This is a genomic window from Streptomyces sp. NRRL S-455, from assembly GCF_000717875.1.
Lineage (GTDB): Bacteria > Actinomycetota > Actinomycetes > Streptomycetales > Streptomycetaceae > Streptomyces.
The window spans coordinates 42,313-65,874 of sequence record NZ_JOCT01000003.1 but is presented as its reverse complement, the minus strand read 5'-3'; the positions used below and the strand labels follow the sequence as shown (position 1 = coordinate 65,874).

19 protein-coding genes and 1 pseudogene are annotated in these 23,562 nt (G+C 66.1%); 13 read left to right on the top strand and 7 right to left on the bottom strand.

The window, feature by feature from the left end; translation table 11 throughout:
- Positions 1-201: 201 nt before the first annotated feature.
- Both IE97_RS0104425 and eccE read right to left on the bottom strand, forming a co-directional pair.
- On the bottom strand, positions 202-1,044 hold the full coding sequence (locus tag IE97_RS0104425; RefSeq protein WP_030231338.1) for a hypothetical protein: 843 nt from the start codon (positions 1,042-1,044) through the stop codon (positions 202-204).
- Positions 1,044-2,363 carry a type VII secretion protein EccE gene (eccE, locus tag IE97_RS0104420; RefSeq protein WP_030231336.1) on the bottom strand — a complete coding sequence of 440 codons (1,320 nt, stop codon included), beginning with the start codon at positions 2,361-2,363 and terminating at the stop codon, positions 1,044-1,046. Before eccE ends, IE97_RS0104425 begins: the two co-directional genes overlap by 1 nt.
- A 457-nt stretch (positions 2,364-2,820) precedes the next feature.
- Between eccE and eccB the strand changes: the two genes are divergently transcribed.
- The 12 genes from eccB (at position 2,821) to IE97_RS0104350 (ending at position 17,690) form a co-directional block, all read left to right on the top strand.
- The gene (eccB, locus tag IE97_RS0104415) at positions 2,821-4,416 is read left to right on the top strand and encodes a type VII secretion protein EccB (RefSeq protein ID WP_030231333.1); all 1,596 of its coding nucleotides are present in this window, start codon (positions 2,821-2,823) and stop codon (positions 4,414-4,416) included.
- A 311-nt stretch (positions 4,417-4,727) separates the two neighbouring features.
- On the top strand, positions 4,728-5,039 hold the full coding sequence (locus tag IE97_RS0104410; protein WP_030231331.1) for a WXG100 family type VII secretion target: 312 nt from the start codon (positions 4,728-4,730) through the stop codon (positions 5,037-5,039).
- A 167-nt stretch (positions 5,040-5,206) separates the two neighbouring features.
- A complete protein-coding gene (locus IE97_RS0104405) occupies positions 5,207-5,497 on the top strand; it encodes a WXG100 family type VII secretion target (protein ID WP_030231327.1) in 291 nt (96 codons plus the stop codon).
- 342 nt (positions 5,498-5,839) lie between these two features.
- Positions 5,840-7,144, top strand: a complete 1,305-nt coding sequence (gene mycP, locus IE97_RS0104400; protein WP_234331786.1) for a type VII secretion-associated serine protease mycosin — start codon at positions 5,840-5,842, stop codon at positions 7,142-7,144.
- 73 nt (positions 7,145-7,217) lie between these two features.
- Complete coding sequence (locus IE97_RS0104395) at positions 7,218-7,586, top strand: hypothetical protein (RefSeq protein ID WP_051704849.1); 369 nt, start codon at positions 7,218-7,220, stop codon at positions 7,584-7,586.
- A gap of 36 nt (positions 7,587-7,622) precedes the next feature.
- The gene (locus IE97_RS41925) at positions 7,623-9,179 is read left to right on the top strand and encodes a hypothetical protein (RefSeq protein WP_158708239.1); all 1,557 of its coding nucleotides are present in this window, start codon (positions 7,623-7,625) and stop codon (positions 9,177-9,179) included.
- A gap of 87 nt (positions 9,180-9,266) precedes the next feature.
- The gene (mycP, locus tag IE97_RS39830) at positions 9,267-10,622 is read left to right on the top strand and encodes a type VII secretion-associated serine protease mycosin (protein WP_234331785.1); all 1,356 of its coding nucleotides are present in this window, start codon (positions 9,267-9,269) and stop codon (positions 10,620-10,622) included.
- Between the two features lie 53 nt (positions 10,623-10,675).
- On the top strand, positions 10,676-11,011 hold the full coding sequence (locus IE97_RS0104370; protein WP_030231307.1) for a hypothetical protein: 336 nt from the start codon (positions 10,676-10,678) through the stop codon (positions 11,009-11,011).
- The gene (locus IE97_RS39825) at positions 11,011-12,198 is read left to right on the top strand and encodes a WXG100 family type VII secretion target (protein ID WP_158708238.1); all 1,188 of its coding nucleotides are present in this window, start codon (positions 11,011-11,013) and stop codon (positions 12,196-12,198) included. The genes IE97_RS0104370 and IE97_RS39825 overlap by 1 nt, the downstream gene beginning before the upstream one ends.
- Positions 12,199-15,073: 2,875 nt before the next feature.
- Positions 15,074-16,270: a hypothetical protein gene (locus IE97_RS0104360; RefSeq protein WP_158708237.1), complete on the top strand. Its 1,197-nt coding sequence runs from the start codon at positions 15,074-15,076 to the stop codon at positions 16,268-16,270.
- 244 nt (positions 16,271-16,514) lie between these two features.
- Positions 16,515-16,922, top strand: a complete 408-nt coding sequence (locus tag IE97_RS0104355; protein WP_158708236.1) for a hypothetical protein — start codon at positions 16,515-16,517, stop codon at positions 16,920-16,922.
- A 444-nt stretch (positions 16,923-17,366) separates the two neighbouring features.
- Positions 17,367-17,690: a hypothetical protein gene (locus IE97_RS0104350; protein WP_158708235.1), complete on the top strand. Its 324-nt coding sequence runs from the start codon at positions 17,367-17,369 to the stop codon at positions 17,688-17,690.
- 590 nt (positions 17,691-18,280) lie between these two features.
- Here the strand turns inward: IE97_RS0104350 and IE97_RS0104340 are convergent.
- Positions 18,281-18,751, bottom strand: a complete 471-nt coding sequence (locus IE97_RS0104340) for a MarR family winged helix-turn-helix transcriptional regulator (RefSeq protein WP_030231285.1) — start codon at positions 18,749-18,751, stop codon at positions 18,281-18,283.
- Positions 18,752-18,786: 35 nt separating this feature from the next.
- On the opposite strand from IE97_RS0104340, the gene IE97_RS0104335 reads away from it, so the two are divergent.
- Positions 18,787-20,037, top strand: a complete 1,251-nt coding sequence (locus tag IE97_RS0104335) for a multidrug effflux MFS transporter (RefSeq protein ID WP_078603079.1) — start codon at positions 18,787-18,789, stop codon at positions 20,035-20,037.
- Between the two features lie 165 nt (positions 20,038-20,202).
- Here IE97_RS0104335 and IE97_RS39820 read toward each other — a convergent pair.
- From IE97_RS39820 to IE97_RS0104315, 4 genes and pseudogenes are all read right to left on the bottom strand, one after another.
- Positions 20,203-20,746, bottom strand: a pseudogene (locus IE97_RS39820) (IS5 family transposase); the annotation flags it as partial.
- On the bottom strand, positions 20,743-21,405 hold the full coding sequence (locus IE97_RS0104325; RefSeq protein ID WP_030231273.1) for a hypothetical protein: 663 nt from the start codon (positions 21,403-21,405) through the stop codon (positions 20,743-20,745). The gene IE97_RS0104325 and the pseudogene IE97_RS39820, both read right to left, overlap by 4 nt.
- 375 nt (positions 21,406-21,780) lie before the next feature.
- Positions 21,781-22,458: a hypothetical protein gene (locus IE97_RS0104320; RefSeq protein WP_030231269.1), complete on the bottom strand. Its 678-nt coding sequence runs from the start codon at positions 22,456-22,458 to the stop codon at positions 21,781-21,783.
- Complete coding sequence (locus IE97_RS0104315) at positions 22,455-23,561, bottom strand: hypothetical protein (protein ID WP_030231265.1); 1,107 nt, start codon at positions 23,559-23,561, stop codon at positions 22,455-22,457. Before IE97_RS0104315 ends, IE97_RS0104320 begins: the two co-directional genes overlap by 4 nt.
- Between the last annotated feature and the right edge of the window lies 1 nt (position 23,562).

Here is a 23,562-nt window from a genome sequence, read left to right as displayed (position 1 = left end):
TCAGCCACTGCTGCTGAGCTGGTCGTCGTCGCGCCCCCGGGCGGACCGAGTGGCGAGTCCCACGCGACTGCGATCGTCACCGCGCCACCAGAAGCCTAATCACTCGTATGGCGGGACGGAAAAGCCCCCGTGCGCGGGGACGGAACAGCCCCATGGTCGCGGCGCGGCCTGCTCCCGCCCCGCCCCGGAGACGACGACGCGTCAGTCCATTCGGCGAGCCGTGCCGAGCAGGCCCGTCTCCGCTTCGGTGGGTTCGGTCATCACGAACTTGTGATGCTTGCGGGTGCACCACAGGGCCACGCCGTCGTGGAGGGTCGGCAGATGCTGGAGATGCTCGTCCGGAACACCCAGGGTGTCCCGAACGACCTCGATCTCCTGCGGCGAGACGCGCTGGATCCCGACCAGGTGGGCCTGGGCCAGCCAGCGCGGCGCGTGCTCGCTGACGAAGGGCAGCACCGTCACCACGGCCTGCCACGGCACGGACGTCACCCGGCCGCGAGGCGGCCGGATGCCGCAGTCCCGGAACAGCACCACCGGACTCGAGACGGAGGGCCCCTGCGCGGGCACCCGCCCCACCGGATAGACCGTCACGCACTGCTGGCCGCCGCCCGCCGCCTGGGCCAACTGCTGCCAGGCCTGGGGACGGCCGGTCTCCACGCCCACGCGCGCACCCGTCGCGGCGGCCCGCAGCGCCAGCACCTGGGCCATCCACAGACCGCCCACGAGCACGACGTCGAAGGCGGTCGGACGGGACAGTCCGAGCACGGCCGGCTGCGATTCCGGGTCGGTGCCGATGATCACGCCGTCGTCGCCGAGCGGCATGCTCACCGCCGCGAGTTCGTCGGCGGTCACGACATGGCGGTTGCGACGCGGCCCGCGCAGCCCGAAACCCGGGCTGAAGATGCGCCGTTGCTCCTGCGGTGTCTCCGGCTGCCGGATGATCGGGATCATGCCGGTGTCCGTGGGCGAGGCCACGTGCGCGGGCGCTCGTCCGGGGGCGCGGCCCTGCTGTCCCGGGGGCATCGTCGGGGCGGGGTGGGACATCAGTACGTACCTCCGAGCGGCAGAGTGGCGAGAGCTCCGGGAACCTGCTCCCGGTCGAGACGGACGAGACCGACCTTCCCGGCACTCGCGGTCCGCTCCAACTCCCGTCCGATCTCACCGAGTTCGCTGTCACCGCGGGCGGTGACGCGGATGTGCCCGGTGAGAGAGACACCCCGGTTGCCGGCCTTGCTCAGGGTCATGCTGAACGTGGTGGCGAACACCGGCAGCGAGGTGAACCGCGTGACCAGCTCGGGCAGCGTCGCACCGCCGCTCCCCAACTGCGGCCAGCGGGAGACCCAGTACGTCGTGTGGTAGCGGTCGTCGACCCGCCAGGTCCGCACCGACTCGACGGTACGGCGCTGCGGCGCCCGCCCCTCCTGAGCGTGCTGCGCGTTGGCGCGCGGGTTCAGGCAGCTGGACGTCGCCAGCGCCTGCACCAGCTCGGTCTCGTCCAGGATCGTCGCCTTGAAACCGGCACCGGCCAACCGGCTCACCAGCTGGTCGGCCACGCGCAACAGGGCCCGCTGCGTGCCCGGAACACCGTCCCCGCGCGCCTGTACCGCCTCCGGGCACAGCTCCGGGTCGAGCTTGAGGGCGACCCAGGTGAGCCGCAGCGCGGGAGAGCCGGACTGCGCCTGGAGGGGGCCGTACGAACGCGCGGCGAGCGACTGCTGCGGCAGGTGCGGCGCGGGCGCCGGCTGCGTGTGCTGCACGACCTGCACGGAGGCCAGCCGGATCCCGTCGACCTCCAGGGCGTCGTGGACCAACCCCAGCGGCAACTGCCGTCCGGCGGCCCCCGGACGCAGCGGCTGGTCGCCCGGCTGCACGAAGAGAACGGCGGTCAGGAAGGTCCCGTCGCCGATCATGCCGATCGAGCGGTTGTCACGGGAGACGAAGGAGTACGTCCGCAGCGCCGGATCGCACTCCACGACCGGGGCGAGCATCGCGTCGGTCCCCGGCGGGACGGGCGCCTTGGCGTCACGCCGCCGCTGCCTGAGGGCGCGTGTCGTCTCGTACCACTCGGGCAGCGGACGCCGACCCCGGCGCAGCACCGCGAGCAGCAGCAGCAGCGCCGCCACGACCCCGGCGGGAACCAGTAGCCAGGACACATCGACGGCCCAGGCGGCGAGCATGACCGCCGCCGAGAGCTCCACCAGGATGAGTTGCTGCAACCGCACCGGGCCCAGACCGCCGGGACGGGGCAGCGTGCGCGGCGACGCGGCGGGGGCGGCCGGGGCGTTCGACGTACGTCTGCCGCTCGGCCCTCCCTGTTGCTGCGGTGCGCGGCGTCCGCGCCGAGTGCTCGTAGCGCTGGTCATCCCCCGGGACATCCCTTTCGCGAAGTATCGGCCCGCTCGTGGGGCGGAGTCCTCTGTCCGGGACTCCGGCGACGGGCCAGGGGCCCGACGGCCCACGACATCCATGCGAGTGGCTCACGGTACCCGCTGCGGAACTTGAGGCGACACAGGGGACACCGAAACCCCAGGTGGCCAGACTGTCACGGACTCGCCCCGCGTGGTGGAGCGCTGTGGTGAAGCTCTGTGAAGATGCGGGGTCAGCCGCGCACCTGATGAATCGTCGCCCGGCGGCGCAAGGCATAGTAGGGGCCTGCGTGGCCGACGTGACCTTCGAGCACGACGAAGCCGCGCTCAGGGAGCGGTGTTGAGCTGTTGAGCTTCAGCGCACGATCCAGCACCGCACACGCCAACGATCAGCACTGGGCGATCGAGCGGTACGAACGCGATCGAGCAGTACACATCGGGAGACACGGGGACCATGGCAAAGCAGCGTCGGGATGAGCTCGCCGCCTACACGTTCGCTCGCAAGCGCACCGTCGCGGCGTTCCTGGCGCCGTCACCGGGCGGCTCGGAGGAAGGCGCACCGCGTCCCGTCCGTACGGTGATGCCCAGCCTCGGCGTGGGCGTCGTCCTGGTGATCGGCTTCATCGCGTGGGGCGTCATCAAGCCGACGGCTCCCAAGGGCTGGGACACTCCGGGTGAGCACATCATCGTGGACAGCGACTCGACCACGCGGTACGTGGTCCTGGACCCGGACCCGAAGGACAACAAGGTGGAGAAGGTGCTCCACCCGGTCCTCAACTACGCCTCCGCCAAGCTGCTGCTCGACAAGGGCAAGGGCAGCGTCCTCGAGGTCCCCGGCAAGGAGATCGACAAGAGCGGCATACGGCACGGCGCGACGATCGGCATCCCCTACGCCCCCGACCGGCTGCCCTCCAAGGAGGACGCGGCGAAGGCGAAGACCTGGGCGGTCTGCGAGCGCCCCGCTCCGGGAGCGAAGGGCACCATCGACCGCGCCGTCTTCGTCTTCGACTCCGAGGACGCCACATCGCTGGCCAACTCGGGAAAGGTCAACCACCGCGAAGCCCTGTATGTCGTCGAGCGTGAGACCGGACGCGAGTTCCTGGTCGACGGCAAGGGCAACCTCTTCCTACTCGGGGACCAGGAGGGCCTCGACCAGGTCACCATGGCGCAGCTGCGCGCCGCCGTCGTCGGCAGCAGGGCCCAAGCGCAGCCGGTGAGCCGGGAGTGGCTGCGCACCTTCAACGAAGGCGGCGTCATCACCTTTCCGACCGTCCCGTCCATCGGCGAGCCCACGTCGGTCCAGGGCCTCCCGCCCGAGGCGAGCACGGTGGGCCGCGTGCTCAAGGCGAAGGACGCGCAGGGCGATCAGTACTTCGTCGTCCTCAAGAACGAGGTCGCCGCCATCACGCCGTTCGTCGCCAACCTGCTCAAGCAGTCGCCCGACGCGGACAAGGCGTACGGAACCGACGAGATCGCCGACATCGAGGTCAACCCCCAGGAGATCATCGCCGCCAACGACGGCGACGCGGACTTCTTCTACGCGGACCGCGGCTGGCCGCAGGCCGTTCCCAAGCAGGCCAACCCCGCGGCCACGGCGACGGGCGAGGCCCTCACCACCTCGTGCAGCGTCTACAAGGGCACCATCGGCGAGGGCAACAAGCCGCAGCTCGCCACCTGGGCGGGTACGGGCTACCCCAAGAAGGTCATCACCGACACGCAGAGCGCCTACGTCTCGTCCGGCTCCGGCCTCCTCTTCCAGGAGGTCACCGGCAAGGCGGCGGGCGGCGGTGCGTGGTACCTGCTGACGGACACGGGACTGCGGTACTCGCTCCCGTCGAACAACGACAGCGCGGCGGGGCCGAGCGCCGGCGAAGCCTCTTCGTCCTCGTCCTCGTCGCAAGGCGGTCCGACCGAGACGGACAAGGCGCGCACGCGGCTGGGCTACGAGGACGTCTCCAAGCCGGCCATCGTGCCGCAGACCTGGGCGGCGTTCATCTCCAAGGGCCCGATGCTGGACACCGGTAGCGCGTCGCAGCCGCAGAGCCAGTGAGTGAGGCCGGCGCCGCCCTGCGCCGGCCCTCCCCGGCCGGCTCCGGCTGCCCACCGGTCACCGGCCCCTGCGCGCCCAACAGGTAGACAGGCAAGCACACTTGGGCAGCGGCCGGGGGTAACGGTGGGTAACTCGCTACGCGGGTCACAAGATGATTGCCCAAGTGTGTGTGAGCCGTGTAACTGCTTGGCCGCGCCTCTGGTTGAGTGACAGGCTGACGCTAGAGTGTTTGCAACGCTCAAGCGTGCGAAGCTTTTCCGGGCGCCCGCACAGGTTTCCCGGACCAACGACGACATGGGGGAAGGTTCATCATGGCCGGCCAGTTCCGGGTAACAGAGGACGAACTCACCAAGCTCTCCGGTGACATCAACACCGTCAACGGTCAGCTGCAGAGCGAGATCCGCCGTCTCAACGGAGTGATCGACCAGATCGCGGGTGGCTGGAAGGGCCAGGCGGCCACGTCCTACCACCAGCTGCAGGAGCGGTGGAACGCGGACGCCAAGAGGATGAGCGACATCCTCAATGACATCAAGGAAGCCGTGGACTCCACGCGGAGCAACTACTCCGCGTCCGAGGAGCAGCAGAACGCCGAGATCAGCAAGATCATGTCCGACTTCGGCTGATCGAGCCGTTCTTGAGCGGAAGTGCTCCAGCGGCGGCCGGGTCATCGCCTCATCGGCCTGACTCATCGGGCCGTCGACCCATCGGGCCGCCGAGGCCGACGGCACCGCCGAAGCACTCCAACTCTTCCTGATCTCCACCGACTTCCTTCGATTTCTTCCTGAAAGGGATGACGATGTCGATCCTCGTCAATTACGCAACGATCACCAACGCGTCCACGGACGTGAAGACGACCGCCGGCCGCATCAAGCAGCAGCTGGACGACCTCGAGGCCGCGGTCAAGCGCGTCGCCAACACCTGGGAAGGTGAGGCGCAGGAGGGCTACCAGCGCAAGCAGCGCGAGTGGGACCAGACCGCCGCCGACCTGCACTCCACCCTGCTGAAGATCTCCACGGCGCTGCAGAGCGCCGCCGAGAACTACCAGGCCACTGAGAAGAGCAACGCCCAGACCTGGGGCTGAGCCCGTCGGCGACCCGAGGGACATGACATGAAGAGAATCGGCCCAGCGGACGCCATGGCGTCCGCTGGGCCGACCTCTGCTTCGGGGTCGCACACGCTTTCTACGGGATCACGGACAGCTCCCACGGAGCCGTACACAGCAAATCCCGGACACATGCACGGACCTCACCGCATCCGTGCCACAGACAAGACCCAGCTGCGCAGGAAGCAAGGCAGCAAGGAAGCCCTGGGGGGCCTGGACATGAGGGGCCTGAACGTGGAGGGCCGGACAGCCCGTTCGCGTAGCCGCGACAGCCGCACGAGTGGAACCCGCGGACTGCAGCGGGCGTTTGGCGCGCTCGCGGTGACCGGGATCTGCCTGGCATCGGCACCGTTCCTGCCGCTGGCCCAGGCGGCGGCGTCGAAAGCACCGACAGCGACGACCACATCTGGGGCGACATCGGCGACACCGGCGGTCGGGGCGGCACCTGCCCACCTCGCGGACGCCGCGAACGCTCCTACTCCCGGCCGCGGCTCCGACCGCACGGACTTCGGCCTGTCGGACAGCACGGAGTGCGTCTTCGGCGGTGACGTCATCAAGTCCACACCCTGGTCGCTGCAGCGGATCCTCCTGGACCAGCTGTGGGAGCAGGCGAAGGGCGAAGACGTCACGGTCGCGGTGATCGACACCGGGGTCGACAAAAGCAACCCTCAGCTGACTTCCGCCGTGGCCGGTGGCGACACCTACGTCGACGGCCCCGCCACCAAGGACATCGAAGGCCACGGCACCAGGGTCGCCGGCATCATCGCGGCCCGCCCACTCAAGGGCACGGGCTTCGTGGGCATCGCGCCGAAGGCCAAGATCCTCTCCTACCGCTACACGGGCGGCCAGGAGAAGCAGGGCGACTCGGGCACGATGTCCGCCGCGATCCGGGACGCGGTCGCCAAGGGCGCCGACGTCATCAACATCTCGTCGGACACCGCCAACAAGAAGGACAACGGACCGCTGCGGAGAGCCGTCGCGGAAGCCGTGGGCCAGGGCGCGCTCATCATCGCTGCCGCCGGCAACGACGGCGCGGACGGCAGCACCGACGAGACGTACCCCGCCGCCTACGACGGCGTCCTGGCGGTGGCGGCCTCCGACCGCAACGACGAACGCGCCGTCTTCTCCCAGTCCGGCGACTTCGTGGACGTCGCGGCACCGGGCGTCGGCATGGTCTCCACGGTCCCCGACAAGGGCCAGTGCACCGCCGACGGCACGAGCTTCGCGGCGCCCTACGTGGCCGGGGTCGCGGCATTGCTGAAGGACAAGCACCCGGACTGGAACGCGGCCCAGATCGCCACACGCATCGAGGAAACGGCGCAGCGACCCGGGCGAGGCCCCAACCCGTACATCGGATGGGGCGTCGTGGACCCGGTCGCCGCGTTGTCGGACGACTCCGAGCCGGGCACCTCACCGAAGCCGGACCCGCCGGCCGCGGCCGGCTCGGGCGGCGTCGTCCCGATGGCCGTGACGATGGGCGAGAGCGAGTCGGAGCGGGAGCAGCGGGTGGCCATGTACGTGCTGGGCACGGGGCTTGCGCTGGCTCTGGTGGTTGCGGGGAGCGGGGTTGCTTTGCGGGACTGGCGTAGTCGGCGGGCTCGGGAGTCCGGACGGTCTTCCGGTTGATGCAGGACAGAGCGAAGACTTGGGCACCGCGAGGTGCTGACGACTTGGACAACAGGGGAGAGGACAACGGGGTATGAGCAACGGGATGCGGGTTGATCTCAGCGCGCTGGACGAGGTGATCCGGAAGCTCTGGCGGTTGCTTGACGACATGGACAAGGCCGGAACTACGTCGAAGTACGACACGACCATTCCGGAGCATGCCTTCGGCCAGACTTCTGGAGAAGTTGTGTTCCACGAGGCCAAGAACCTCCATGCGGCTCAAACCGAAATGAAGACAAAGATCGAGGGCATCATCAAGACGCTCCACGGGTTGATTGACGACTTCAGCACAAAAACCTCAAAGGTCCGGGACAGGTACAACGACGAGGAGCATGAGATCAAGAGGGGCGTCGGGGGCGGCTCGGGCGGGTCTACCAAGGGCAAGCTGGCGCAGACGAACTAGTTGAGTCCCGGAAAACACTGACGAGGAGAGTGGACCATGGCCGGCGCTGCCGAGGAAATGGCGTCCAGCAAGATTCAAGAGGACAACCAGAACAAGGCCAGGGCGGCAGAGCAGCAGAACAATCACGACCGCCTCATTGAGTCCGACAAGGTCGCGCGTAATAACGTGGCCTTCAACCGCGCGACCGAGAACGGAAAGACGCCGTTTGTCGAGTACTCGGTCAACGGATTGCGCAAGATGATCATGGATTCCAATCCCGGAAAAATTGCGGAGGTTGGATCCAACTGGAAAATGGTCCATAACATCCTGTCAGGTGGCGACGGCGACGGCGCGACCGGGGGTGTGGACGAGGTTTCCGCGAAGGACAGTGTCGCGGGTATGTTGCAGAGCGCAGTCGACGCCGTGCTCGAGCACTGGGAAGGCGAAGCGGCCCAAGCCTTTAAGCGTAGGGCGGACAACATCGCGGTCCAGATCCGAAACGGGGCTGCACACGCCAACTTCACAGCGGAGCAACTCTTTGCGATCAGCAAGGACCTCGACGCCGCTAAGACCAAGATGGCCGACATTCACGAACCGTCCAAGCTAGAGAGCGCGGGCGACAAGATGAATGACAACTCTGATCGCGATGACTCTCAGGCGCACAAGGATCTGGCTGCAGGCGTCAGCGCTGGCACTGTCGCCGAGGCGAATGAGAAGAACCTGTCGCTGGGGATGGAGCGTCGCCTGCAGGCCATGGCAGTGATGGAGCAGCTGGCCGCCAACTACAGGGTCTATGGGCAGAACCTCAAGAGTGGCGGGGGTCGAGACGACGTAACGGGCATTACGCCTCCGAGTAACGATGTGACAATGCCTCCCCCGATCACAATGCCGAGTGCTTCGGCGGGAAGTCCGGGTGCAGCTAGGGCGGGCAACAAGCCTTGGAGCGCAGGTTCCACTAGCAGCATCAAGTCGGCTCCCGCGGGGCCCCGCGATGCGGGTATCACGGGAGGTTCCCAGCTTCCGACCACCAGGACGAAGGTGGACAGCATCTCCCCAGGTCTGACAGGGGCTAGCCCGGGCGCGGGCTCCGCCGGCGTAAGCGGCGGTGGTGGCGGCCTCGGCACCGGCGGAGCGCAGAGCGCAGGCGTCGTAGGTGGCGGAGTGCCCGGTCTCGGGGGCAGCGCAGCCGCACGCGGAGGTGTCGGTGCAACGGGCGTTCGAGGTGGTTTGGCTGGCGGCGCGGCAGCAGGCCGCGGTGCTGGGGGTCGAGCCGGTGTGGGTGGCATGGGTGCCGCCGGAGCCGGTGGGGCAGGCCGAGGCGGTGCCGGAGCTAGTGGGCGTGGAGCTCTCGCCAAGTCCCGCGGCGGCGTAGTCGGAGCGGCCAAGGGAGTCACCGGCCAGGGCGCTGGCGGTGGCGCAGGACTCCACGGCAGTCGTGGAGGAACGCAGCGTGGCGGTATCGCAGGCGGAGCTGGCGGTATGGGCGGCCGCGGGGGCCGCCGGTCCGAGGATGAGAACAGCAGGGGAGACCGTCCCGACTACCTTGTCGAGGACGAAGAGACCTGGATCTCGGAAGAGGACCGAAACCGGAACGTACCGCGGACCATCGAGTAAGTACGCAGGCGGGCCGGGCGGAAAGGTGTCGTCTGCCCATGTATGAAGGCTGGTGCTCCCAGCCTTCGCTGAGTGAGGAGCAGGGAATTGGGTTTCAAGCAAGTCTGGCTCACGACAGGTGTCGTGGCGTTGACAGGAGCCTTGCTCCTCACTTCAGCCCCGACTGCCTCTGCGGATTACATTCGTGACAAGCAGTGGGTCATTGACGTTATGGACTTCAAGAAGGTCTGGTCAGAGTCCCAGGGCCAAGGCACGACAGTTGCCGTTGTTGATAGCGGAGTGGACGGCAACCAGCCGGATCTCACTGGGCAGGTATTGAAGGGCAAAGATGTCACCGGCGGTGGTGATGCCCAGAATGACACGGACGGGCATGGCACCGGTATGGCAAGTCTCATCGCTGGTCACGGACACGGTCCAAACAATGCTTCAGGTGTGATCGGCTTGGCACCGAGGGCCAAGATCCTCCCGATCAAGGCTGCAGATAACGACGAGTACAATGACAAGCAGTGGGCAGAAGGTGTCCGATACGCAGTTGATCAGGGTGCCGATGTCATCAATATGTCATTTGCTGATTCTCTTGCCCAGCCAGGTTCTGAGGGTGCTAATGCAATCCAGTATGCGCAGCAACACGACGTTGTCGTCGTAGCCTCGACGGGAAATGATGGAGCCGCAGGGCTTGAATATCCAGCGAAGCTTCCCGGTGTAGTAGCAGTAGGCGCTGTTGATGAATCACTGAGGATTTGGGCCAAGTCTAATTTCGGTGAAGGAGTGACGCTGACTGCTCCTGGTGCGAATATTGTCCGAGCGGACACGAGCCAATCAAATGGCTACGGAGAAGCCGATGGCACCTCAGACGCAACCGCCTACGTCTCCGCCACAGCAGCACTTGTCCGTGCCAAATACCCCGACCTTACTGCAGGCCAGGTCATCAACCGCCTGATCAAGTCAGCCACGCTGCTCGACCACGACGTAAAGAAGACACCTGACGAGGAGTACGGCTACGGCATCATCCGTCCGTACGCGGCATTGACGATGGACATTCCCAAAGGCCCCAAGCAGGGCCCGCTCGCCAAGTCCTCGCCGTCCACGTCCACGGATTCCGGTGCAGCTTCCGACGAAAACGACAGTAAGAGTCAGGCAGCCAAGAAAAAGAAGAAGTCCTCCTCGGGCAACTTCCTCCTCATCGCCGGCATCGCAGCCGCTGTAGTCGTCATCGGCATCGCCATTGCGGTAATCCGAAGCCGCCGCAACGGCGGTAACGGTGGCCCCGGTTCAGGCGGCGGAACCCCCCCTGCAGGTGCGGGCTACCCGCCGCAGTCCCCGACGGGATATCAGCAGTACCCAAGCACGGCATCCAACCAGGGCTACCCCACTCCTCCAGCCCAGTACCCGCAGCAGCAGCCGAACCCCTACGCACAACAGCCGCCCTCGCAAGACCGATGAGGACGCCATCGCGCTGGGCCCAAGGCACCGAAGCGACAATCAAGGGATAGAGAGTGGCCGACGATACGACGTACTACGCAGACAACGCGGGCAGGAACCTGGCCCGCAAGTTCGAGCTGCAGGCGTATGATCTTCGCGCCTTCCTTAAGTCGTTCGAGAATGAAACGGGTGAAGAAGCCATCACAGATGGCTTCGGGGTCCTCACTGAGTCAGAAGAGGTCACCACTGCCTATCTCGAGTACTCGGCAGAAGCGCTCCGCGCCATGGCGCTCGTGCACAGACACCTGGACGAGATCGCGGATGCACTGAAGCAGGTCAATGACAATACAGAGATAGGTGATGAGGAAGTTGCGGCGCTCTTCGGTAAGAGCGCCGACGGGGGCAAGTGATGAGCGGAAATGAGTCGACAGCAGAAGAGATTGTCGAAGCCGGATTCGAAGTCATCAGCCCTGGTGGTCGACCAGAAGAGCTGAGGCAGGCTGCCAAAGCATGGCGGAAGCTCGCGTCGGACGTCGCGGGACCCGAGGGCATCCTCCAGGCGTTGGACAAGAATGTCGAGGCGACAGTCGGGGACACCTGGCGTGGTCCTGCTGCTGATGCGTTCAGGAAGCACTGGATTGAGTTTCGGAAAGCAGTCGAGCAAGCTACTGAGCAATACAACGAGATCGCCAAGGGGCTCGATGAGGCTGCCGATGCCATCGAGGAGTGCAACGAAGAGATCCACGCGATCTATGCCGAGATAGGCATTTCAATCGGCGTCGGTGTGGCCCTCTCCTTCGTTACATTCGGATTCGGCGGTGCTGCAGCGGCGGCAAACGCTGCTCGTCTGGCGGCGCGGGCCGTGAGCATTGCTGGACGCCTCGGGGGGATTCTGAGCCGGATCGGTACTGCGTTCCGCACACTCCGGACGCTAGCACAGACTCATAAGTTCCTGACGAGCGTCGGAATTAACGCAATCGGCAATTTTGCTGGCTCGATTGGTAGCGCAGCAGTCGATGAGGGTGGTATTACTCCTGGCGAACTTGGAGAGGCGGCTTGGCAGTCCTCCCTCGGCGCTCTAGCCGGAACCGGGCCCGGCCTGTTCGTCGCGGGCAAAATCGCCGGGCGATTCGGCGACGGTGTGGCGGATGCCATGGTATCCGGCGCCGTTGGTGGCGCCACCGGGAATGTGACAGGTGGACTCGTCGTAGACGGAGTTCGCATGGGTACCGGAGACCTCCCGACCACCGGTAATGGCTTGAAAGAGATGGGCTACAACGCCCTCGCAAACGCAATCGGTGGCACCGTGGGGGGTGGTGTCGCGGGTGGTGTGGGATATCATGCATCCCATCAAAGTGATGGCGTTCAAAAACCGGATGACTTTCCGGACATCCCCCAACGGACCGGTCCCGACGTAGCTTTTGAGGGAATTCCCGCAGGGCTGGGGGCCACTGGGGCTGGTGCGGCAACCAGCCGCATTGAAGAAGCCATGAAAGGGGGCGAGAGCGATGGGGGCGAACCGAAGGATTCACCGAAGGCAGAGACCCGATCGCAGCCCTCGGCGGGACAGCGCAGTATCAAGGACGACTTCGGGTGAGTCATATGTTCCGTACCATGAGGGTTTGCCTTGCGCTGGTCGCTCTGGGTATTGCCGCAGTCGTTGTACGTGCTTTTGCAGCGCCTGCTGAGGTAACGCCCCGATGGGACTTGCTCGTTTGCATTCTGGTCGCTCTTGTAGGTGCAACCGGTGGATTCATCACTCTCCTCCGAAGCAGGCCCTCTGAAGCAGGCGTTGTTTCTGGAGGCCGGTATTGGTGGCCGGCGCAACGTAGCGCATGGATGGGGTTTGGTCTGTTCCTCATCATAGTGCCTGTGTTCCTTGTGGTTTACGCAACGTTTTCTTACTCTGCCGACGCATGGCGGATCACCGAGGCCGGCCACACCATCACGGAGGTCAAGGTTCACGGAGTTCTCTCATCCGAGCACTCCAGGAATCAGCGGACGGGGAACACTACTTACTCCTCAGAGGTCGAGGTGTCGATTCCGTTCGCTAGTGGCAGTCGGGATGTCTCAGGCAAGGTATTCTCCGATGAGCCGATGCGTGCTGGTGATGAGGTCTGGGCTCTGTACGCACCTTCGTCGGGATCTTTGGGAGCCATTCTTGACACCGACCGGGGAGCCTTGGAGGAGAAGACTGGTGGACCTGCCAGCCTGCCTCTGATTCTCTTGGTAGCGGGCTGGACAACCTGGTGGACCCTCCTTGCGTGGGTATGCGGCACGGTCGGGAGTTCACTCCCTGCGCTGAAGGCCGGCCGTGTCCGATCCCTCGGAGTCTCAGTGGTCGGAGGCGGGGCAGCCCGAGGTCGGAAGTCACAGGATGGGCAGGAATCGGGCCGACCGAATCCGTGCCTGCTTCTCAACGGACCCGGCGGCGTTCGGTTGCGGCTCTTTATGGACCGAGCTGTTGATCCCGTTTCTGTCGCCGAAAACGCCTCTGGGGAGGCTCAACTTTATTGGGCTCCGCAACCTCGAAGTGGGTCTCAAGCCCCTGCTAGGCGCCAAGCCGTGCTTGTTCTTCAGGGCAACCGATACGTTCGTGGATGGGTTGACGCTGCGCCTGGCTCTGTAATTCCGGATGGTGCGCCGGTGTCTGCGTCGAAGGAACTCCCCGGAGGACGTGAACTGCGCGCAATTAGGACACTGCCGGTTTGGGACCCTGCAGTGCACGGCGTTGGATTTGTGGCCTTGCATGTTGCGCTGCTGGCGTTGATGCTAATGACGCTGGGTGTGGGCAATACGGGGGCTGTGCTGCTGGCTTCAGTTGCCGTCCTGGCACTCCCCGTTGCCTGGATGGTGACCGCAAGCCGCCGCACGCGACAACTGGCTGAACTCCTGGTTCAGGATGAGCCTGTCGGTCCATCTGCTGGCGCGAACTGACCCTGCCAGCACGCTTTTGCGTCTGGCAGTACGGGGCTGAGTTACAGAAGCAGCGCGCCAAACCCTGGAGCGCGGGCCTCGCTACCAGCACTAAGCCAACCCCTGCGTCGCCTCATGATTGTGGAATTACGGGGAGGAGCTCGCAGCTCCCGACGGCCGGGATGAAGGTGGACAGCATCTCTCCAGGCTGGACGGGGACTGGTCCCGTCACGGGTACGGGCGGAGGCATAGGCAGCGATGGCCGTATCTGCACCCCTGGCGGAGCGGCCAGCCCCGCGGGCGGTAGCGGTGGTCTTGCTGGTGGCAGTTCGGCAAGTCCGAGCGGTGGAAGCCGAACAGGTGATGGGCGGCTTGGGCGGTACCGGAGCTGGCCGAGGCGGCGCGGGCACAGGGGCCGTAACGGTCGGCGGTCCGAAGAAGGAAACAGCAGGGGAGACCACCCCGACCCCAGCATGTGTGATCACCGCCCATATGAGGGTGGTGCCAGTGCGGGAAACCGGGGCTCCTGAGACCCACCAGACAAGAATGTGAAGGGAGTTTTCTCAATGGGCCTCGTCGTCCTTGTGGTTGGCGTCATCGGCATAGGAGCCGTGATTGGCGCCGTCGCCGTCTTCGCTGCGCTGCGCAGTCGCCGCAACTTTGGTAGGGACCAGACCGTCCCTGGAATGGGCGCTTACCCCCAGCACCTGGGTTACCCGCCTCAGCAGCCGAGCTATCCAAACATCCAGCAGCCGTACCCGTCACCCCCCAACCAGGGTGATACCGATTCCCCCGCACAGTTCCCGCCGCACTCGAACGCCTACCCCCAGCAACCCCGTCATCCGGGCTGAATCGGTATGCGTGTGGCGCACCCTATCGGCCGGTGACCGGCATGACTTGGCGAGGCAGGTGATTTCGTCGTCCCAATCGCCTGTTGTCGATTTGAGTAAGCGTCCGCTGGCCGTCGCCGAGTCCCAGCACCATGGCGCAGCCCTCCGTTGGAGGCTTTGGGCTTCCCAGCGTGACCATCCAGGTACTGCCGTTCTCGTGGCGCATTTGCGGTAATGAGGGTTGTGGCACCAGGAGGGCGGTGGGTAAGGGAGCCGGTGGCCGGGAAGGCCTGAGTGGTAGAAGGGAGCCCGCTTGCTGCGGCGCGGGCCTGCACGGTAGCCGCAGGGGAACACAACGCGGCGCTATAACAGGTGGAGCTGGCGGCGTGATCGGCCGCGGTGGCCGGCGGTCCGAGAATGAGAAACGGCCAGGGGCAACCGTCCCGACTACTTGGTCGAGGAGTTAGAGACCTGGTTCTCGGAGGAAGACCGCAACCGCAACGCTCCGCGAACCATCGAGTAAGCATCGAGACTGGCCTACGGAAAGTCGTCTGCCCATTTTTGAGGAAGATTTCGGTGATGACGAGGTCCAGCACCATGGCCCGTTGCTTGGCTCTGTTGGGACTCAGCATTGCTGCTGCGGTCGCCGCCGTCCTGATTCAGCCCTCCACTCGCCCACCCAGGTGGGACCTCTTCGCCTGTCTAGCGGCGGCTGCAGTTGCTGCGATGGGCGGATCCCTCCTCCTCCGCCGGCGCTCCGCCAATGACCTGGACGTGGGCGGCAAACACTGGTGGGTGGAGCAACGCAACGGCTGGGTCGGATTCGCGTCCTGGTCCTGGGTGGTGGCCGCGTTTCTGGTGGCTTACGCGGTACTCTCTCCAGCGCACGCAGCGTGGGAGATCGTTGACGCCGGTTCCGCGATGCGCACAACCGCGATCGACAAGGTCTTGTCCACGGAGTATGTACGCAGTCAGCGCACTGGGCATTACAGTTCCACGGTGCAGGTATCTGTGCCGTTCGATCAAAGGCCCGAGATCCTTGAAGCGGAGATGAAGTCAAGCAACAAGCCGCGAGCAGGAGAGAAGGTCTGGGTTCTCTTTGCACCGTCGTCACCCCACTTGGGTTTTTTTATCGGGGATCGGCAGTCGCTTGAGGAGAAGATCGGCGGCCGGGCAGACTTGTGGACCGTCTTCTCGGCTCTGGGGTGTCTTGTCTTCTGCTGGTTCATGAACCTCTTTGGTCGCTGGCGCTCGGATCCTGTGGCTGGCCTTCACCGTTCGCGACAACAAGGATCACTCCACGCACTGTCCATCTGTGTCACAGGGGTGGGTGTGGCCCTTGACGAGCGCCCGGCGTCTACGTCTGCGACAAAATACCTGAAGCCTTGTATTCGCATAACGAATGCAGAGTTCGGCGAGATGTATCTGTATCTGGACGACATCGTCGACCCTGTGCCCCTGCGGGAACCGCTCATGGGCGTCCGGGGGCACGTCTATTGGCGTCGGCCTACTCGGCAGCTCCCTTACGCGAGTTCAGTCGGTTACGCCGTTCTGATTCTGGACGGAGGGCGTTATGTCGCCGGATGGCTTGAGTCTTCGGACGCTTCAGTCGACCTGCCACACGCCGCGCTTGTCTCGACGGATTGGGAACTCCCAGCAGCGGGCGAGACCCGAGCCCTTCACCCCGTATCCCCTCTAGAGGCAAGCGCCAATGCCACCGTCCTGCAGGGGCTCATACTCGGCATCGTGACCCTGGCCGTGATCACCTTTGGGGTCGGTACTGTAGCGACGGTTGCTCTCGCGGTGGCGTCCGTGCTGGCAGTTCTGATGGGGAGCAAGCGGGCAGGACGTCAAGTGAAGCGGCATTTGGAGGGCCTTGCGTCCGACTTTGACGTGAGCCCTGGGAAGATGACCGGAGCCTGATCGCTGACCAGCGGGGTGCGTGATCCACGGACGCCCCCCCCATCGCCAGGCACCGAGCCCCGAGGGACCGGTTGCTTGAGTTCACCCTCACACGCGTAACTGACATCCAGGAGTAGGGCACTTGAAGACGGATGCCCCCGTCCCCATGGGCAAGCGTGCGTTTGACGACCCGGGGACCCGGCTTACATGTGAGCGTGCTCGCCGAAGGGCACTCATCAACCTCGCGGTCCGAGCGGGGGTCTGGATGGCCTTGCTGATCGCGGCGCGCACCGTCGAGACCGACGCGCAGCTTGTTGAGGGGATGGCTTCGTTCCTCCTGATCCCCACTGCCTTCTTGCTGGCCGGGCCGGCCAAGAAGCTGCGCTGGCTGCGGACCGTCGAAGCTGTGCTCCGGTCCTGCCCCTGGCAGTACTGCGTCGTGGCTCGTGATCAAGGCGTCCCTGTGAACAACGGAGCCGGAATACGGGTGCAGCTTGCTGCCCATACAGCCGAGGAGCCCAGGTCGGCGACCATGGCTGCCCGGACCTGGCGCCTACGCCGGCCGAAGCCGGGACGGTTGGAGAAAGCTACCTGGTTCGCGGGCGACCTGGACCGCGGGGGCGTCATCGCCATGTCCGGCGGTCATGTGTTGGGGACTGTCCAGCGGCCGTAGATGGCCGGTGCTTGGCATCGTCGGTGCAACCGACAGTGATGGGCGGCCGGCAGAACCTAGATGCCGTGGCCATGCCTTCGGCTGACGACTCATGTGATCAGAAGGAAAGGCAGGGTGAACGAAGACTGCCGTGATTACGTCCAGCCCCACCTCCAGCCTGCCGAGCGGCTGCTTGCGGTCTGCGAGTGCGAACTGGCTCCCGGGGTGCCGGAGCGACCGCTATGGCTACGGCAGCCTCCTCAAGAGTCAGAGCCGGAGCGCTGGATCAAGTCCCGCCTCCCCGGGCCAGTTCAGAGGTTCCTGCGGCCTAGCGAACCGAAGCCCGTCACACGCTTTGAACGGACGATGGAAGGAGTTCACCAGTCAGCGGAGCATGGCCTCACACAGGCGGCTCTTGGCAAGGGCATGCATGGGGGGTGGGAGAGCCAGGCAGGGCAATTTCTGGTGGCGCACTACACGGCGGCACGTTTGTCCGCTACGACGCTCGTGGTCGCGTTCACCGACCGCCGGGTGCTCGCCCTCGCCGACCGCGCGAAGCTGTGGAACAGCGGTCGAGCGTACGAACTCCATTGGGAGGCCCCGCGATCGGGAGTGCTGGAAGTCCGTGCGAATCCGAAGGGTGTGTTCCAGCGAGGCCGATTCGAGTTGGTGTTCGTAGACGAATCGTGGATCGCCTTGGTGGCATTGGTCCCGACGCACGCGAAGCCGTTCGCCGCACAGGTGGGCATCTCTGGACCCCAGGGGCATCACGGCCGATCGGCCAGCTGAGGCACAACTCGATCGAGTAGCGCCTGACCCCCGGTCGCCGGTTTCGCTCCAGTGGACGGACACTCTGGCGAGGGCGTCCCAGCGGATGACGTTCTGCTGAGTGCGGGTTCGCAGCCACGGACCCGTGTCTGTCGACGCTCGCGACGAGGTGATGGGGCCAGAGGGTCGAGCGGAAAACCTTGAGGCCCGAGTAGCCGGTGGGCGCGGAACCCAGTGCGGCGAGTCCCACAAGGCATGGGTACATACGGCTCGCAGTGACGATCCAGTGGCGCTCCTGTGGCGGTTTCCCGTAGAGCTGCGGGCCCGCGGGGGCTCGGAACGGAACGACCAGCCAGTGCTTATAGGGCCACGTTCTGCCCACGAACCACCAAGGTGGACGGCGCCGAGGCGACCAAGGGCCGCCCGAAGAGCATGACGCTCACGCTGCACACCGCAGAGGGCCACGAGTCGCCACTCATGCGGATGGTCCCGGTCCCGCGGCGCGGCCCGTGGCGCAACCCCTGAACTTCTCCCGCTCGTGTTCGGGCAGCCCGCGAAGCTGTCTCCGACGTCCATAACTGATGCTCGACGACCCAGTGGGTCTCGTGTGGTCATGGACCGCCTTGGTCGTCGGCGGTGAGCCGCTGTTCCAGGTGGCTGAGCAGGTGGGTGCATTGCCGGACCGTGTCGAGGTCGTCGCCCAGGATAGCGGCGAGCTCCTGTGCCCAGGCGGCGCGCAGCACCCGGAGGTTGGCCGCCGCGCGCTCCGTCGGGCGCACGGCGATGCCGCGGCCGTTGGTGGCGGCGCGGGAAACCATCCCCTTGCCCTCGAGGCTGCGCAGCGCCGTGCTGACGTTGGTGCGCTGCAGCCGGGTGCGGCGGGCGATCTCGCTCGGCGCGGCCCCGGGGTACAGGTCGACGACCCGCATCACCTGCCGCTCGGTTTCGGTCAGCGTCACCACCTGCGGGCCTTCCGGAGTCCGGGCACGCACCAGTCGGCCGACGTTGAGGATCAGGTCGGCGAGGTCGGCGAGCGGGCCACCGGCGTCCGTGCCGACGGCGTCTTTTGTGTCGCGGGGCATGGCACCACTCTACTGAGTTATGCCACCATAATTATATGTCCATAACTCATGGTGATGCGCAAGATCGGCAGACGGTCGCCACGGCGGAGAGCACCGACGTCCCGAAGCCGGTGAACCTGGGGCGCCGGGCGCGGCTGGCCCTGCTGCTCGGCTCGCTGAGCGCCTTCGGTGCACTCACGATCGACATGTACCTACCCGCCATGCCGAGCATGGCTCACCAGCTGCACACCAGCGCGCCGCTGGTTCAGATGACCCTCACGGCGTTCGTCGTCGGCCTGGCCCTCTTCCAAGTAATCGTCGGTCCACTGTCGGACGCATGGGGCCGGCGCCGCCCGCTGCTTGCCGGTATGGCGCTGTACCTGGCGGGGTCGCTGTGGTGCGCGCTGGCGCCCACCGTCGGCTACCTGATCGCCGGCCGGATACTGCAGTCGCTGGGTGCGGCCGCGGGCACGGTCCTGGCGCGGGCCATCGTGCGGGACCTGTTCTCCGGCACCGCCATGACCCGGTTCTTCTCCACCCTCATGGTCGTCAACGGCGTCGCCCCGGTCGTGGCGCCCGTCATCGGCGGCCAACTGCTGGCGCTCACCACCTGGCGCGCGGTGTTCCTGGTGCTCGCCGCCGTCGGCGCCGTCCTGCTGCTTGCGGTCGTCTTCGCGCTGCCCGAGTCGCTTCCGGACGCCAAGCGGGCACCGGCCCACCTGCGCGCGACGCTGCGGACCTTCCGGACGCTGGTCACCGACCTCCATTACCTGCGGTACGTGCTCGCCGCGGCACTGATGTTCGCCGCCGTGTTCGCTTACATCTCCGGATCGTCGTTCGTCCTGCAAGACGCCTACGGGCTCACGGCCCAACGGTTCAGCCTCGTCTTCGGCCTCAACGGTCTGGGCATCGTGCTGCTCGGGCAGGTCAGCGGCTGGCTCGTCGGCCGCGCCGCCGACGAGCACACCCTGCTGCGCGTCAGTCTGACCGTGGCAACCCTCGGCTCCGCCGGCGTCCTGACCTGCGCCGTGCTAGGCCTCCCGCTACCGCTGCTGCTGACCTGCCTTTTCCTGGTGGTGTCCATGCTCGGCATCGTGCTGGCCAACGCCACATCCCTGGCACTGAGCGGCCACGGCTCCGCCGCCGGAGCCGCCTCCTCCCTGCAAGGACTACTGCAATTCCTCGTCGGCGGCCTCGCCGCCTCCGCCATGAGCCTGCCCGGCCAGGTCACCGCAGTCGCCATGGGCACCACCATGGCCATCTGCGCCGCAGCCGCGCTGGCCGTTCTCAATTTCCGCCGTACGTGAAACACATGCTCATTTCCGGAGTTCCGGGGCCAGATGTCGGTGCGTTCGGGACCAGCGAGCGCGTGCTGATCTCGACATTCGTGAGTTCCGGTGCCGCCGGAATCAGCACGGACAGCCAACTGATCATTTCAGGATGAGGCACGTAGGCGGCGCAGGCATATGAGACAGGCGCCGGGGCCTGCGGCGGGGTCGGCCCCGCAGTCCCCGAATCGGCGGGACGGCGTCCAGCAGCGGCAGGAGCTGGGTGATGTCGTGCCGGTTGCCGCCGTGAGCGTGACGGCAAGCGGGGTTCCGTGGCGGTCGACGATCAGGTGGTGCTTGGAGCCGGGGCGGGCGCGGTCGACGGGTGAGGGGCTGATGTGGTCCCCCCTTTGAGTGCCCGGACGTGCGACCCGTCTACGGAGCAGTCATCCAGGTCCAGCAGGCCGGCAGGGCGCAGCTCGGTCAGCAGGGCCGCGTGCAGGCGCGGCCATACACCCGCCTCGGTCCAGTCCCGCAGCCGGCGCCCGGCCGTCACCCCGGAGCATCCCACCGTCTCCGCGGGGACGTCACGCCATGCGACCCCGGTCGCCAGCACATACATCACACCAGCGAGTGCCACTCGGTCGGGAATGCGCAACCGCCCGGGGTAGCGATGGCGCCGCTCGGTAGCGGGCGGCAGGAGCGGGGCACGGCCCACGGACCGGAAGCGTTGGCGGCGTCCCCTCAGAGCACCCTGCCGGCGGTCCGCTCCCGGTGTCCCTCGTAGTCGGGAACGCCGCAGTGGCCTGGCTCGCGTTGCGTCTCGCCGAGCCAAAGGTGCGGGACGTACTGTCGGATCGCCTTGACCAAGGGCTCCCGGTAGCTCGCGGCTGTGCCGTTCATGACGAAGCGATAGCGCAGACGCGGGAGGCCAGGTCGGAGGGGCTGCTCGTCGCGGACCAAGACCCACAGCACTGGGTCATCGCGGTCGATCGGGCCGTTGGGGCACAACTCGATCGAGTAGCGCCTTTCACCTCGGTTGCCGGTTTCGCTCCAGTGGACTGCAACGCCGGCGAGGGCGTCCCAGCGGATGACGCTCTGCTGAGTGCGGGTCCGCAGCCACAGCCCCGTGTCGTCCACGCTCACGGCCAGGTGATGGAACGACAGGGCCGAGCGGAAGATCTTGAAGCCCGAGTAGCCGATGGTCGCGAAGCCCAGTGCAACGAGGCCCACCGGTTGGGGCTTGTTGCCGTTCAGACCGGCGGTGATGACCACTGCCAAGACGACGAAGAATGCACCCATCGCCATGAAGATCCCACCGAGCGTGAACCCTTGCCGGGCGCTTCTCCGGCCGTAGTGAATGACGGTGGCCGTGGGGGCGGGACCATGGGGGGTGAACGTCGACATGACCCGAGAGTCTATGCGGGTTCCTGCAACACCGGCCTGCCGGACGTCTGCTGGGTCGGCGTCTCACACATGCGTAGTGCGCCGTGGTTCCCGTAGGGGGACGAGCTCATGTTCTTTGTGCATGAGCCAGGAATGGGTTGGGGTCAGGGTCCCGTGCGGCGGGGTTGGAGTGGGGCGAGCGAGCGATCGAGGCGTGAAGGGCCGAGGTGTGGCCGAAGGCACGGAGAGACCGGACCACTTGGCAAGTCGTAACGTCGCAGTTCAGCAGGGCTTTCTGCGTTTGTGATCAATCCTTGGTCAGGGCGACGGCTCCGCGGCTTGGGCGATCCAGCTCAGCAGACCCACGAGTGCTGCTGGGCCGCCCGATCCGGCTTGCTATCCGAAGTCGGCCCTGACGAGATCGGTGACAGAACTCCTCCGCTCGTCGCCGCTGTCAGCATGCCGACTGGGCGCTGCTTCGCTGGAAAACGTCAGGTCGTGGGCGGTCTTCGACAACAGCGAGACGTAGAAGGGCAGGTCGGGGAGCGAGGGTGTGGTGAGGCTCAGGACGAGGAGTCGTTGCACACGGGGGAGGGGGAGGTACACGTCCGCCCTGGCGAGTGGCAGAGAGGGGGCCGTGTCATCTGCGGGATCGGCATGCCACTCGATGCCACACAGGACAAGGACGCCTGGCCCTGCTGGGACACGTATCTCTTCGACGGTGTTGTTGTCGTTGGCGGACAACGCCTCGAAGAGCCCGCGCGCCGAGAGCTCCGCGTCAGGTTCGTCCAGCGGGTCGAGGCGGGCCAGCAGTGAGGCCGTGGTGAGGCGGCCGTCGGGAGTTTCGTCGAGGCAGAAGCCGGCGTAGAAGGAGTTCTCGGCGAGAGCGTGGTCGGCCATCTCACGGTAGGAGTGGAAGGCGACCTCACGCTGGAAGTCACTTCCGGTGGGCCAGATCTGCTTCGCTGTGGACCACAACTGCTCAAGCTGCGCCTCGGGTTCGAGATCGAGACCCAGGGAGTGGAACCCTCCGGGGATGTCGAGGTGCAGTTCTGGTTCGGCACCGGCGGTCATACGAGTTCCGTCCACAGCTGTCCTTCCCAGATGCGCAGCGACGCTCCGTCGCCCGAGACACGAAGGCCGTGCGAGGAGACGATCTCCTCGATCGTGTTCTCCGGCAGACCCCGGTAGTCACGGGGGCGCAGGGTGAGCCCCCTGCTGTCATTGCGCACCTTCCACCTGGGCGCGTGGAACACCGTGGTGGCGAGAGAGAACCGCTGGGTGCGGAGCTGCTCGGCCAGCGCAGCGACCTTCCTGTCCAGGTGCGTGCGCCGCTTCGCCGTGTCGCGCGACATCTGGAACGCCAGGCTGCTCGGCGAGGTCGACCGCGCTATGGCGCGGCGGGGGTCGATCCCGTCGGCGTTGCCGCCGTCCGCGTCTGCCACCAGCTTGAACGCCAGGAGCAGGCACCGGCCCACGACTTCGAGGGGAATGACGACCCACTGCACCACGAACCAGAGGAAGAGCGCAGACCGGGGAAGTACCGGCAGCACCGGGTGCTCGCCGGATGCGCCCCACTGGGACGCGTCAGCCGCGGTGTGCGTCATACGAAGTGCCCCGGCGCGGGGGAACAGGCTGATTCCGAAGGAAAGGCGTTGTGCGGTGTCGGCGCCGACCTCCAAGTGGTGTGCGTGGGCGAGACGTTGCAAGGTGTCGAGGGGAACGCCGCGGTAGTGCCGGGGCTTCAGCCGGACACCCAGCCCCTTGGGCTTCAGGCCGACTCCCGTCCGGGTGTCCGTGCTCGACTCGGATTCCCTTCCGGGCCCGGCCGGCGGTTCCGGCAGCGGGACGAGCTCGTGGTGGAACCTGGTCCGCAGACTGAACCGCTGCTGCTCGATATCCCGCGCTACACGGGCGAACTCGCGGTCCAGATACCTCTCGTGCCAGGCCCTGCTCCGAGACAGCCGGAGCACGAGTTTGTACGGCGACAGGAAGGCTCTGAACGGGTCGAGCACCTCGGAAACGTGGGACTGCCCGGTGAGCAACATGAGGACCTGGCAGAGGAACCCCAGGGGAATGAGCAACCACTGGGTGGCGAACCACAGCAGGAGCGCGATCCTTGAACGGTGAGGGAGAACGGGTGCGGCGGACGTCTCGAGGGGAGAGGTGGCAGCCATG

Excerpts from the sequence above, each read along its gene's own strand:
- IE97_RS0104425 (WP_030231338.1), bottom strand. The coding sequence starts at position 1,044 with ATGTCCCACCCCGCCCCGACGATGCCCCCGGGACAGCAGGGCCGCGCC.
- IE97_RS0104360 (WP_158708237.1), top strand. The coding sequence starts at position 15,074 with ATGGGCGGATCCCTCCTCCTCCGCCGGCGCTCCGCCAATGACCTGGAC.
- IE97_RS39825 (WP_158708238.1), top strand. The coding sequence starts at position 11,011 with ATGAGCGGAAATGAGTCGACAGCAGAAGAGATTGTCGAAGCCGGATTC.
- IE97_RS0104340 (WP_030231285.1), bottom strand. The coding sequence starts at position 18,751 with ATGCCCCGCGACACAAAAGACGCCGTCGGCACGGACGCCGGTGGCCCG.
- IE97_RS0104410 (WP_030231331.1), top strand. The coding sequence starts at position 4,728 with ATGGCCGGCCAGTTCCGGGTAACAGAGGACGAACTCACCAAGCTCTCC.
- eccE (WP_030231336.1), bottom strand. The coding sequence starts at position 2,363 with ATGACCAGCGCTACGAGCACTCGGCGCGGACGCCGCGCACCGCAGCAA.
- IE97_RS0104405 (WP_030231327.1), top strand. The coding sequence starts at position 5,207 with ATGACGATGTCGATCCTCGTCAATTACGCAACGATCACCAACGCGTCC.
- IE97_RS0104395 (WP_051704849.1), top strand. The coding sequence starts at position 7,218 with ATGAGCAACGGGATGCGGGTTGATCTCAGCGCGCTGGACGAGGTGATC.
- IE97_RS41925 (WP_158708239.1), top strand. The coding sequence starts at position 7,623 with ATGGCCGGCGCTGCCGAGGAAATGGCGTCCAGCAAGATTCAAGAGGAC.
- IE97_RS0104315 (WP_030231265.1), bottom strand. The coding sequence starts at position 23,561 with ATGGCTGCCACCTCTCCCCTCGAGACGTCCGCCGCACCCGTTCTCCCT.
- IE97_RS0104320 (WP_030231269.1), bottom strand. The coding sequence starts at position 22,458 with ATGACCGCCGGTGCCGAACCAGAACTGCACCTCGACATCCCCGGAGGG.
- IE97_RS0104325 (WP_030231273.1), bottom strand. The coding sequence starts at position 21,405 with ATGTCGACGTTCACCCCCCATGGTCCCGCCCCCACGGCCACCGTCATT.
- IE97_RS0104335 (WP_078603079.1), top strand. The coding sequence starts at position 18,787 with ATGTCCATAACTCATGGTGATGCGCAAGATCGGCAGACGGTCGCCACG.
- IE97_RS0104355 (WP_158708236.1), top strand. The coding sequence starts at position 16,515 with ATGGCCTTGCTGATCGCGGCGCGCACCGTCGAGACCGACGCGCAGCTT.
- eccB (WP_030231333.1), top strand. The coding sequence starts at position 2,821 with ATGGCAAAGCAGCGTCGGGATGAGCTCGCCGCCTACACGTTCGCTCGC.